This is a genomic window from Promicromonospora sp. NPDC023805, assembly GCF_040639635.1.
Lineage (GTDB): Bacteria > Actinomycetota > Actinomycetes > Actinomycetales > Cellulomonadaceae > Promicromonospora.
The window spans coordinates 103,956-115,315 of the sequence record NZ_JBFAAH010000020.1 but is presented as its reverse complement, the minus strand read 5'-3'; the positions used below and the strand labels follow the sequence as shown (position 1 = coordinate 115,315).

General features: G+C 71.7%; 9 protein-coding genes. 2 read left to right on the top strand and 7 right to left on the bottom strand.

Annotated elements, in window-relative coordinates; all coding sequences use genetic code 11:
• Window positions 1-148: 148 nt before the first annotated feature.
• From AB0F70_RS19400 to AB0F70_RS19390, 3 genes are all read right to left on the bottom strand, one after another.
• Window positions 149-781 carry a regulatory protein RecX gene (locus tag AB0F70_RS19400; protein WP_357451778.1) on the bottom strand — a complete coding sequence of 211 codons (633 nt, stop codon included), beginning with the start codon at window positions 779-781 and terminating at the stop codon, window positions 149-151.
• Window positions 782-815: 34 nt separating this feature from the next.
• Window positions 816-2,036 (bottom strand): recombinase RecA, encoded by a 1,221-nt coding sequence (gene recA / locus AB0F70_RS19395; RefSeq protein ID WP_357451775.1) that lies wholly within the window; start codon window positions 2,034-2,036, stop codon window positions 816-818.
• Window positions 2,037-2,293: 257 nt separating this feature from the next.
• Window positions 2,294-2,530 (bottom strand): DUF3046 domain-containing protein, encoded by a 237-nt coding sequence (locus tag AB0F70_RS19390; protein ID WP_357451773.1) that lies wholly within the window; start codon window positions 2,528-2,530, stop codon window positions 2,294-2,296.
• Window positions 2,531-2,598: 68 nt separating this feature from the next.
• Here AB0F70_RS19390 and AB0F70_RS19385 point away from each other — a divergent pair, with 68 nt between their 5' ends.
• Entirely contained in the window at window positions 2,599-7,755 is a 5,157-nt protein-coding gene (locus AB0F70_RS19385; protein WP_357451770.1) for a DEAD/DEAH box helicase, read from the top strand.
• On the opposite strand, the gene AB0F70_RS19380 is transcribed toward AB0F70_RS19385, so the two are convergent.
• The gene (locus AB0F70_RS19380) at window positions 7,721-8,458 is read right to left on the bottom strand and encodes a DUF998 domain-containing protein (protein ID WP_357451767.1); all 738 of its coding nucleotides are present in this window, start codon (window positions 8,456-8,458) and stop codon (window positions 7,721-7,723) included. The genes AB0F70_RS19385 and AB0F70_RS19380 overlap by 35 nt on opposite strands.
• A gap of 210 nt (window positions 8,459-8,668) precedes the next feature.
• Between AB0F70_RS19380 and AB0F70_RS19375 the strand changes: the two genes are divergently transcribed.
• Window positions 8,669-9,481, top strand: coding sequence for a DNA-formamidopyrimidine glycosylase family protein (locus tag AB0F70_RS19375; protein ID WP_357451762.1), 813 nt, complete (start codon window positions 8,669-8,671; stop codon window positions 9,479-9,481).
• Between the two features lie 122 nt (window positions 9,482-9,603).
• Here the strand turns inward: AB0F70_RS19375 and AB0F70_RS19370 are convergent, their stop codons facing one another.
• The 3 genes from AB0F70_RS19370 to pgsA all read right to left on the bottom strand — a co-directional run bounded on the left by AB0F70_RS19370 (window position 9,604) and on the right by pgsA (window position 11,311).
• Window positions 9,604-9,957, bottom strand: coding sequence for a helix-turn-helix domain-containing protein (locus AB0F70_RS19370; RefSeq protein ID WP_116674556.1), 354 nt, complete (start codon window positions 9,955-9,957; stop codon window positions 9,604-9,606).
• 263 nt (window positions 9,958-10,220) lie between these two features.
• Entirely contained in the window at window positions 10,221-10,724 is a 504-nt protein-coding gene (locus AB0F70_RS19365; protein WP_357451759.1) for a CinA family protein, read from the bottom strand.
• Complete coding sequence (pgsA, locus tag AB0F70_RS19360) at window positions 10,721-11,311, bottom strand: CDP-diacylglycerol--glycerol-3-phosphate 3-phosphatidyltransferase (RefSeq protein WP_357451756.1); 591 nt, start codon at window positions 11,309-11,311, stop codon at window positions 10,721-10,723. The genes AB0F70_RS19365 and pgsA overlap by 4 nt, the downstream gene beginning before the upstream one ends.
• Window positions 11,312-11,360 lie beyond the last annotated feature (49 nt).

The following is an 11,360-nucleotide window of genomic DNA, read 5'->3' as shown; positions in this document are numbered from 1 at the left end:
GGGGGCGCGCGGGGCGGGGCCCCCCGCGTCCGGTGTGTTTTGTTTTTTTTCTTTTGGTGGTTTTTGGGTGTGGGGGGCGCCCCGCTCGGGCTGCCGACCACCTGACCTCTTACCGACCTTCTTGCTTGCCCCGGTGCCGTCGGAGCGCTCAGTCCTCGGCGTAGCCGAGGTCGTCCGTGTCCTCGCCCTCTGCGGCGAGCGCCTCCCGGACCAGCTCGAAGGCCAGCCCGGGCGCGTAGCCCTTGCGGGCCAGCGAGCCGACGGCGCGACGGACCCGCACCTCGCGGTCCAGGCTTCGTGTGCGGGTGATCAGCTTGGTGGCCAGCTTGGCGCCGGCCACCCGCTCGTCGTCGGGGTCGAGCTGGTCCAGGGCCTCGGTGGCCGTGTCCTCGTCGATGCCGCGCCTGCGCAGCTCCGCGGCGATGCCGCGCCGTGCGAGGCCCCGCTCGGCGTGGCGGGTGCGGACGATGGTCTCCGCGTAGGTCGCGTCGTCCACCAGGCCCACCTCGTCGAACCTGTCGAGCACCTGCACGACGATGTCCTCCGGGTAACCCTTGCGGGCCAGGGACTGCTCAAGCTCACGCCGGGACTTCTGCGCCGCGGTCAGGGTCTTCAGGACTGTCTCGCGAGCCTTCTCGACGGCCTCGTCCCGGCTGATCTCGCCGGACTCCAGGCGTTCCGCGACGGTCTTGCGGGGTGCTCGGTCGGCGCTGTTGCGCCCTCCACGGCTGCTCGTCCAGCCACCTTCCCGAGCGGCCGGACGGCCCCGACGCTTCCCCACGCCGGGACCATCCGCTGGATCACCGTACTGCACGTCAGAACGGCGCCTTCTCGGCGGCCACTTCCGCCTTCTCGGCGGTCTTCGACACCACCGGCTTGGTGGCCTTCGAACGTGCGGTGGTCGCCTTGGTGGCCTTCGCCGTGGTGGTCGTCCGTGAGGACGAGCTCGCCGCGGCGACGGTACCCGCAGCCGGTGCGGTCTCGGTGGCGGAAGCCACCGCGGTGGTGCCCGCGCTCTCGACCGCCGGCGCGTCGACCTTCGGGCCGACGCCCAGCTTCTCCTTGACGCGCTTCTCGATGTCGTTCGCGAGGTCGGGGTTGTCCCGCAGGAACGCTCGCGCGTTCTCCTTGCCCTGGCCGAGCTGGTCACCCTCGTAGGTGAACCACGAGCCCGACTTGCGCACGAAGCCGTGCTCCACGCCCATGTCGATCAGGCCGCCCTCGCGGGAGATGCCGTGGCCGTAAAGGATGTCGAACTCGGCCTGCTTGAACGGCGGCGCCATCTTGTTCTTGACGACCTTCACCCGGGTGCGGTTACCGACCGCGTCCGTACCCTCCTTGAGGGTCTCGATACGCCGGATGTCGAGGCGGATCGACGCGTAGAACTTCAGCGCCTTGCCACCGGTGGTGGTCTCGGGCGAGCCGAAGAACACACCGATCTTCTCGCGCAGCTGGTTGATGAAGATCGCGGTGGTGCCGGAATTGCTGAGGGCACCCGTGATCTTGCGCAGGGCCTGCGACATGAGGCGAGCCTGCAGACCCACGTGGCTGTCGCCCATCTCGCCCTCGATCTCGGCCTTGGGCGTCAGCGCGGCGACGGAGTCGATGACGATGATGTCGAGCGCGCCGGAGCGGATCAGCATGTCGGTGATCTCGAGCGCCTGCTCGCCGGTGTCCGGCTGCGAGACCAGGAGGGCGTCGGTGTCGACACCGAGCTTCTTGGCGTAGTCCGGGTCGAGCGCGTGCTCGGCGTCGATGAAGGCCGCGATGCCGCCCTGGCGCTGCGCGCTGGCCACCGCGTGCAGCGCGATGGTCGTCTTACCCGATGACTCAGGACCGTACACCTCGACGACACGGCCACGGGGCAGGCCACCTATACCGAGGGCCACGTCGAGGGCGATCGAACCGGTCGGGATCACCTCGATGGGTGCGCGGATCTCGTCGCCGAGGCGCATGACCGAGCCCTTGCCAAAGCTGCGGTCGATCTGGGCGAGGGCCGCTTCGAGGGCCTTGTCGCGATCTGCTGGTGCGGGCATGTGCAACACCTTCGGTTCAGGGGCGCTCTGTGCGCCGGCATGGATGGCTCTGTACGTCGTTGCCGACCGTACGCGGAGCCACTGACACGGACGCCTTCTCCGGCCGCCGCCTGTGGACGACGTTCCGAAATCCGTGCCTGTGGTCGAAGTCTAGCCGAACGCGTGTTCGAGGCAAGGCAGGACACATCAGTGTGTCGCAGGACATCTTGTCGGTGCGTTGGCTCCTGGGCCGCGACTCCTGGAACTACCGTCCCGCCTCAGCGGCGGGGCGGCGGTGCCTGCCGGTGCTCGTCCCTGCCCCACCGGTCGGTGTCGGGCACGTCCAGCGCGTCGCACAGCGCGTGCCACACGTCACGCGGTTCGTCGCCGTCCTCCAGCGCGACGGCCGGGGTCCGGCCGTCGAGCGCGGGCAGCACCTGCTCGCGCGCGAGGGCGCGCCCGTAGCCCGGACCGAACACCTCGTCGATCAGCTGCCAGAAATCCCGTTCGCGCACCCGTCAACCCTACGTCTCCCCCTGGGCGGCCGGTGCACTCCGGGCCGGTGTCAGTGGTCAGGGACAGAATGGGGTCCATGGCAACACCCGACGACCCGCTCTCCCGGTTCGGACCCGCAACCCGCGCATGGTTCACCGGGGCTTTCGCGCAGCCCACAGCCGCCCAGGCGGGCGCGTGGGACGCCATCGCTCGCGATCAGCACGCGCTCGTGGTGGCGCCGACCGGGTCGGGCAAGACGCTCGCGGCATTCCTCTGGTCGATCGACCGGATCATGTCCGCTCCCCCGCCCGAGGACCGGACCCGTCGCTGCCGCGTGCTGTACGTGTCGCCGCTCAAGGCCCTCGCCGCAGACGTGCAGCGCAACCTGCGCTCCCCGCTCACCGGCATCCGGCAGGCCGCGGCACGGGACGGCGTGGTGGTCCCGGACGTCACGGTCGGCATGCGCACCGGCGACACACCGGCCAACGAGCGGCGCTCGTTCGCCACCCGGCCCCCGGACATCCTCGTCACGACGCCGGAGTCGCTCTTCCTCATCCTCACCTCGGCCGCCCGTGCCGGGCTCGCCGGTGTGGAGACGGTGGTGCTCGACGAGATCCATGCCGTCGCGGGCACCAAGCGCGGCGCGCACCTCGCTCTCAGCCTGGAGCGCCTCGACGCCCTCCTCGACCAGCCCGCGCAGCGCATCGGGCTGTCCGCGACGGTGCGCCCGGTGGACGTCGTCTCCCGGTTCCTCGGCGGCGGACGGGCCGACAGCTCGGCCCGCGAGGTCGCGATCGTGCAGCCGCCGTCGCACAAGGAGTGGGCCATCGACGTGGTCGTGCCCGTTCCCGACCTCGCGGACCTTGACAGCGCGCCCGCCACCGGTCCGTCCGACGGCGCGGCGTCAGGTGACGACGAGATAGACCTCTCGGGCGAGGCCACGCGGCCGCTGCGCAGGGCCTCGGTCTGGCCGCACGTCGAGGAGCGCGTGGTCGACCTCGTCGCCGACCACACCTCGACCATCGTCTTCACCAACAACCGGCGGGGCGCCGAGCGGCTGACCGCCCGGATGAACGAGGTATGGGCGCAGCGCCAGGGGCTCGAGGTCGCCGACCCGGCAAGCACCTGGGCCGCGCTCGTACCGGGCCAGTCGGGCACGAGCGCCGGCTTCCCCCGCCCCGTGCCCGGACAGCGCGGCATGCCAGAGGCAGTACCCGGCCGGGACATGACCGGAGTCGCTACCGGTCAGGACGAGATGATCCTGGCGCGCGCGCACCACGGGTCGATGAGCCGTGCGGAGCGCACACGCACCGAGAACGAGCTCAAGGAGGGCCGGCTGCCCGCCGTGGTCGCCACGTCGTCCCTGGAGCTCGGCATCGACATGGGAGCGGTGGACCTGGTGGTCCAGGTCGGAGCACCGCCGTCCGTGGCGAGCGGGCTGCAGCGCATCGGCCGTGCCGGCCACCAGGTGGGTGCGGTGTCCAAGGGTGTGGTCTTCCCGCTGTTCCGTGGCGACCTCGTGCCGGCCACCGTCATCGCGCAGCGCATGCGCGCCGGCGAGATCGAGCACATGCACGTCCCGGCCAACCCCCTCGACGTCCTGGCTCAGCAGGTGGTGGCGGCCCTGGCGGTCGACGACTGGGCCGAGGAGGACCTGCTCGCCCTCGTCCGCCGCTCCGCGCCGTTCACGCACCTCGGCGACGCCACCTGGCGGGCAGTGCTCGACATGCTCGCCGGCCGCTATCCCAGCGAGGACTTCGCGGAGCTGCGCGCCCGCATCACCTGGGACCGCGCCACAGGCATGCTGCGAGGCCGGCCCGGAGCCCTGCGTCTTGCCGCCACGAGCGGTGGCACCATCCCGGACAAGGGCGCCTTCGGCGTCTTCCTCGCCACCGATGCACCGGACGGCGGAGCCCCTGGTGACGCCCTCACCGACGCGGTGACCGGCGGCGGCGCACGCATGCGCGGCGGTAAGCGGGTCGGCGAGCTGGACGAGGAGATGGTCTACGAGTCCCGGGTCGGCGACACGTTCACGCTCGGGTCGAGCACCTGGCGCATCCAGGAGATCACCACCGACCGGGTGCTGGTCACCCCGGCGCCCGGCCTCCCCGGACGTCTGCCGTTCTGGCGGGGCGACGCCCAGGGCCGCCCCGCCGAGCTCGGGCGTGCCGTCGGCGCATTCGTCCGCGAGGCCGACGCCGCCCTGGCCGCCGACCCCGAGGCCGGGCGCAAGCACCTGCGCGACGGTGGGCTCGACGCCTGGGCGGCCGACAACCTCGCCGCCTATCTCATCGAGCAGCGGCAGGGCACCGGACGGGTGCCCGACGACCGGACCGTGGTCGTGGAGCGCTTCCGCGACGAGCTCGGCGACTGGCGCGTCGTGATCCACTCGCCGCTGGGCGCACGGGTCCACGCACCGTGGGCCCTCGTGATCTCCGCCCGCCTGCGGGCACGGTTCGGTCTCGACGTCGCCGCTATGCACTCCGACGACGGGATAGTGCTGCGGCTGCCCGACTCCGGCGGCGGCTGGGACGGCGACCCGTGGGACGTCGGCGCCGCCGTTCCGGAGGACGGCGAGACCGACGCGCGGCCTGAGCACATACCCGGCCGGGTCACGCTCGAGGACCTGCTCCTGGACCCGGACGAGGTCCTGGGTGCCGTCCGCGACGAGCTGGGCTCGTCGGTGATGTTCGCGGCCCGGTTCCGCGAGGCCGCGGCGCGCGCACTGCTGCTCCCCCGGCGGCGGCCCGACAAGCGGCAGCCGCTGTGGCAGCAGCGCCAGCGGTCCGCCCAGCTGCTCGAGGTGGCCAGCCAGTTCCCCGACTTCCCGATAGTGCTGGAAGCCGCCCGCGAGTGCCTCCAGGACGACTTCGACGTCGCCGCCCTGGCCGATCTCATGCGCGAGATCGCGGCCGGCGGCGTGCGGGTCGTAGAGGTCACGACGCCGACTCCCTCGCCCTTCGCCCAGTCGCTCCTGTTCGGCTACACCGCCCAGTTCCTGTACGACGGCGACGCGCCGCTGGCCGAGCGGCGCGCGGCCGCCCTGTCGCTCGACCCGGAGCTGCTCGCCGAACTGCTCGGTGAGCAGGGTTCCGCGGACCTGTCCGACCTCCTGGACCCGGGCGCCGTCGAGCGCACGGAGGCCGAGCTGGCCGGGCTCGCACCCGACCGCCAGGCCCGCGACGCCGAGGGGCTGTGGGACCTGCTCCGTCGCACCGGTCCGCATCCGCTCGACGCGCTGGAGGCCCGCACCCGCGAGGAGGCACGGCACGCGGTGGAGCACTGGCTCGACGAGCTCGAGGCCACCCGCCGCGTGATCCGCATCCGGTTCGCCGGCATGGAGCAGTGGGCGGTCGCGGAGGACGCGGGCCGGCTGCGGGATGCGCTCGGCGTGGCGCTGCCGGTGGGTATCCCGGAGACGTTCACCGAGCTCGTGCCCGACCCGCTCGGTGATCTCCTGCGCCGTCACGCCCGCACGCACGGGCCCTTCGGCGCCGGCGCGGTGGCTCAGCGGTTCGGGCTCGGCATCGCGGTAGTCGTGCACGGGCTTGCCCGGCTGGAGGGCAACGGCGTGCTCGCCCGCGGCAGCCTGCGCCCCGGTTCGCTGGGCGGCACGGGCGACGAGTGGTGCGACCCCGGGGTGCTGCGCCTGCTGCGGCGGCGTTCGCTCGCGGTGCTGCGGGCCGAGGTGGAGCCCGTGGAGCAGGAGGCCCTCGGCGCCTTCCTGCCCCGCTGGCAGAACGTCTCCACGGGCCTGTTGCGGGGTGCGGACGGGCTGGTGCAGGCGATCGAGCAGCTCGCGGGTGCCGCCGTCCCGGCGTCGGCCCTGGAGACCCTGGTGCTGCCCGCGCGCGTGACCGACTACTCCCCCGCCCTCCTCGACGAGCTGACGGTCGCGGGCGAGGTCCTGTGGGCCGGGCACTCCCGCCTGCCCGGCTCGGGCGGCGGGGACGGCCTGATCTCGCTCCATCTGGCCGACGGCGCCCCGCTCACCCTCGCCGCGCTCGAACCGGTCGAGGAGGAGAGCCTGCTGGACTCCGAGCTGCACCGTGCGGTGCTGGACCTGCTGACCGGTTCCGGCGGCTTCTTCCTGCCCCGCGTCGCCGAGCTCACCGGCGCCGAGCCGGACGCGGTGCTCGAGGTGCTGTGGGACCTGGTCTGGGCCGGACAGGTCACGAACGACGGGCTGGGCGCCCTTCGGGAGCGGGTCAGCGGCGCCGGTGCCCACCGAGCGCCGCGGACGGTCGCGCGCGCCCGGCCGGTGCGGCGCTCACGGTTCGCGGTGTCACCCGGGCGGCCTGCGTCGGCCCTCCGGGCGAGCACGTCGGTGCCAGGAGGCGGTGGCCGCTGGGCGGCCCTTCCGATGCGGGAGGCCGACCCGACCGTGCGGGCACACGCGCTGACGCAAGTGCTGCTCGAACGGCACGGCGTGCTCACGCGGTCCGGTGCGGCAGCCGAGGGCGTCGGGGCGGGCTACCGCGACGTGTATCGCGTGCTGTCCGGGCTGGAGGAACGCGCAGCGGTGCGCCGCGGGTACTTCGTCGAACACCTGGGCGGTTCCCAGTTCGCGCTGCCGGGCGCGGTCGATCGCCTGCGGGTCGACGCGCAGGACCGCACCCGGATCATCGAGGCCGAGCTGGAGGTCGCCGAGCGGACGGCAGCCATGGCGACCGGCACGGGCGCGAGCAGCACGAGCGGCGCGGTGGTGCTCGCCGCGATGGACCCCGCCAACCCGTACGGGGCTGCGCTCGCCTGGCCTGCGGGGCCGCACGGGCCCACCGGTCCAACCGGGCCCGGAAGTCCAGCGGCTCAGGACGGCACGACAGCCGGCCCGTCGGGCGGCGCGGCCGGCGCCGAGTCCGGTGGCGGGGCCGGGCTCGTCGTCGGCCCTGTGCCGGACGGCGGTGCGGCGTCGGACGGAAGTCCGGGGAACAGGCCCGTCACGGCGCACCGGCCCGGCCGGAAGGCCGGGGCGGTGGTGGTGCTCACCCACGGCGACCTCACACTCTTCGTGGAGCGGGGTGGCCGGACCGTGCTGTCGTTCAGCCAGAGCCCCGCACGGCTCGCGGTCGCCGCAGACGCGCTGGCCCGTACGGTTCGCGAGGGTCGCCTGGGCCGCCTCGTGGTCCAGCGGGTCGACGGCATACCGGCGCTGGAGGCCGCCCGGCATCATCCGGTGGCGCGTGCGCTCGTCGAGGCCGGATTCGCGGTCACGCCGCGAGGTCTGCGGATCTCGATCCGCTGAGCAGGAGGGCGGGTTCGGCCACCTCGGCCGTCTCGTGCTTCGGTGCCTCGGCATCGATGGTGACGGCGAGCAGGATCAGGTAGCCGATCATGACGGCGAACCCCACCCGCTCGATGAGGCCGAACGCCACGATCCCGGAGCCGACGGAGACCAGCGACAGGTGCACCACGAGAAAGACCGCGACCAGGACGCCCAGGACCCACGCGAACGTCCGCAGCCCTCGTGGCAGCGCGGTCCGCGGTCGGCGGATCGAACGCTCCAGGCTCAGGCCGACGGCCGGGAGCACGCAGAACGCCGTTGCCGCGCTCCACCGGTGGATCGTCGCGGAAAACGTCCCCGGAGTACCCGGCGGGTCGGTGGGGAACGCGCCGACGAGCACCATCGAGATGGCGAAGACGATCATCGCGGCCGCGGGAACCGGACCGACCGCCAGTCCGGAGCGGTACATCCGGGCCGTGAGGATCAGCCCGAGCACGGCGAGCGTCACGCCGCCCGCCAGGATGAGCTCACCGCCACCGGGCGTGAAGGCGTACCAGCTGATCGGATCGAGCACCGGGTCGACGGCCGCCCCGATGAAGTGCGCGGCGACTATCGTCAGCGCAGCGATCCCGCCGAACCAGCTCGCTGTCCGCGCACTGCGGGGGACTACTGAGAAGGCGGGCACGTCCGCGTGTCTCGCCAGGTCATCGGCAACAACGTTCATGTGTCAAGGATCGTGGACCGAACGCGCGGAAGCCACCAGATCTACCCTGATTGCGCCCTGATCTTTCTGCGGGCGATCCCTGATACGGCTCGGACGGCCGTCCGAGCGCAAGCCGGACCAGACCGTGTCGGGTGGGTGATATGCCGGTTGCGCGACGTATCTCGGCCCAGGCGCACACTACGCTGAAGCCCCACGACGAGGGGAGCATACGTGCCAGAAGGCGATGTACTGCGCCTCACGGCCGAGCGCCTCACGGTCGGGCTCCGCGGACTGCCGCTCGTCCGCGCGGAGCTGCGCTGGCCGAGCGCCGGAGGGGCAGACCTGACGGGCGCCGTCGCGCTGGAGACCCGCGCATACGGCAAGCACCTGCTCACGCGTTTCGACGACGGGCGCACCCTCCACACGCATCTGCGCATGGACGGGTACTGGAGGATCCACCGCACGGGCTCGCGCGACGCGTCAGCGCGTAACCCCGCCATCCGTGCGGTGCTCGCGACGGAAGCCTGGACCGCCACCGGATGGCACCTCGGGATGCTCGACCTGCTGCGCACCCACGACGAGCAGCGGATCCTCAACGGGCTGGGGCCGGACGTGCTCGGCGCCGACTTTCCCACCACCGGGCTGCCCGACGCCGCGGCGCGACTCGTCCGCGAGCCCGAGCGGCCGCTGTGTGCCGCCCTGCTGGACCAGCGCACGGTCGCGGGCATCGGCACCATCTGGATGGCGGAGTCGCTGTTCGCGCGGCGCCTGTTCCCGTGGACGACGACCGGGGCGCTGACCGAGGAGGAGCGCGACGACCTCCTCCGCACTGCTCGCAGGCTCATGGAACGCAGCGTCGCGGTGGGCCGGGCCCGGGGCCTGGGCGCTGTCGAGATACATGCGCACGGCCGGGCGGGCCGGCCGTGCCACCGGTGCGGCACCCCGATCAGCGTCGGCTCGGCGAACGAGAAGCCCTACGAACGCCCCGTGTTCTGGTGCCCCACCTGCCAGGCCCCCGACGCGAGACAGGCCGTAGCGGGGTAGAACTACAGCGGCACAGAGACAGTGGCACAGAGACAGCGAGACAGAACTGAGGCTGGGCGCTGATCTGCGCCCAGCCTCAGTTCTGTCTCGCTGAAGTTTTACCTCGTGCTGATGACGGCCGGTCAGCCGACAGGTGCCAGGTCCGACTGCGCGACCTCTCGCCGCGCTGCGGTCCGGTCGCCTCCCCTGGCGAGCAGCCCTGCGACGAAGTCCGCCGGGATCGTGTCCGGGATCTGGAATCCTTCGGCCACCGCTACGCGGTCGCTCACCTCACGCAGGACCAAGGACAGCGGCACGTCGAGCGCCTCGCAGATGGAGCCAAGAAGCTCGGACGACGCCTCCTTCTGACCGCGCTCCACCTCGCTGAGGTAACCCAGCGACACTCGCGCCGCCGACGAAACCTCGCGCAGGGTGCGCCCCTGACGCTGCCGCGTGTCACGCAGCACGTCTCCGATTTCTCGCCGTAGTACGACCATCTCGCGCCCCCTCTCAGTGCCTGTCCCTGAACTCACGCCCTGCCCTGCCTGGACCGGACGTGCCTTGCGTGTGGTGCGTGCTCCGTGCGTGGAGTTCGTTCTACCGTACCCCGCGCTCGAAGAGTTCTTGCGCCCGCTCCGGGTGGTCGGCCTGTTCATGATCACACCGGGACTAACGCCGTGGATATGAGCCTTGTTCCCAAGGTCCACCTGCGTCAAGCCCTGTGCAAGATTAAACCAAGAAACTTCACATGTCTGTAACTTCAGGAAACTTCGTGGGGTGTGTTGAATTTTTCACCCGAGGTCTCGCTGACGAGGAGCAACGCCATATCGAGCACACCTCGCACGGAGTCAGCGATCACCTTTGACCGGTCCCCGTCGAGGTCAAGCCGCTGCACCTCCGACGCTACCGGAGTGCTGACCGCGACGAAAACCACACCCGGCCCTTGACCATCCTGTGGATCTGGTCCAGCGACCCCGGTCGTGGCCAGCCCCACATCGGCACCCGTGGCGGTGCGTATCCCGGCCGCCATCTGGGCAGCCACCGCCTCGTCCACGGCACCCCGCTCGGCGAGCAGGTCGGCGTCCACACCGAGCAGCCCGGTCTTCAGGTCGGTCGCATACGCGACGATGCCGCCGCGCAGCACCCTCGACGCGCCGGGTACGGCGACGAGCGCCGCCGTGACCAGACCGCCGGTCAGCGACTCCGCCACGCCGATGGTCCAGCCCCGTGCGGCTGCCTCCGCCAGCAAACGGGGCGCGGTCATACGATCTGCGTCCTGGCCCGCGCGTCGCGGCGGATCTTCCAGCCCTGGTACACGTACTCGACGCCCGTCACGACGGTCACGACGAACGCCGCCATCAGCACGACCCAGGCGATCACCGTGAACCACTCGAAGCCCTCACGCGGCAGCAGGAACATCGAGATCGCCACGGCCTGCAGCACCGTCTTGAGCTTGCCGCCGCGCGACGCCGGCATCACCTCGTACTTGAGCATGCCCATACGCATGAACGTGATGCCGAGCTCGCGCACCAGGATGATCACCGGGATCCACCAGGGCACCTCGTCCAGGGGGATCCAGAGCAGGATCAGGGCGGCGCCCACGAGCAGCTTGTCCGCTATCGGGTCGAGCAGCTTGCCCAGGTCGGTGATCAGCCCGCGCGACCGGGCGAGGTAGCCGTCCACCTTGTCGGAGACGGCGGCGACCACGAAGATCGCCGTGGCCACGAGCCGCCACGTGGTGTCGTCCCCGCCTTCGACGAGTAGTGCCCAGGCGAAGAACGGGACCATGGCGATGCGAATCATCGTGACGACGTTCGCAATATTCCAGGGCGACGGAGCGTCGTTGACCATTGCTCAAGCCTAACGGCGGTTCACCCGCGGCCTGACCGCCCGGCGCGCG

Coding starts and splice junctions, on each gene's coding strand:
- pgsA (WP_357451756.1), bottom strand. CDS start 11,311: ATGGTCAACGACGCTCCGTCGCCCTGGAATATTGCGAACGTCGTCACG.
- AB0F70_RS19370 (WP_116674556.1), bottom strand. CDS start 9,957: ATGGTCGTACTACGGCGAGAAATCGGAGACGTGCTGCGTGACACGCGG.
- AB0F70_RS19365 (WP_357451759.1), bottom strand. CDS start 10,724: ATGACCGCGCCCCGTTTGCTGGCGGAGGCAGCCGCACGGGGCTGGACC.
- recA (WP_357451775.1), bottom strand. CDS start 2,036: ATGCCCGCACCAGCAGATCGCGACAAGGCCCTCGAAGCGGCCCTCGCC.
- AB0F70_RS19385 (WP_357451770.1), top strand. CDS start 2,599: ATGGGGTCCATGGCAACACCCGACGACCCGCTCTCCCGGTTCGGACCC.
- AB0F70_RS19380 (WP_357451767.1), bottom strand. CDS start 8,458: ATGAACGTTGTTGCCGATGACCTGGCGAGACACGCGGACGTGCCCGCC.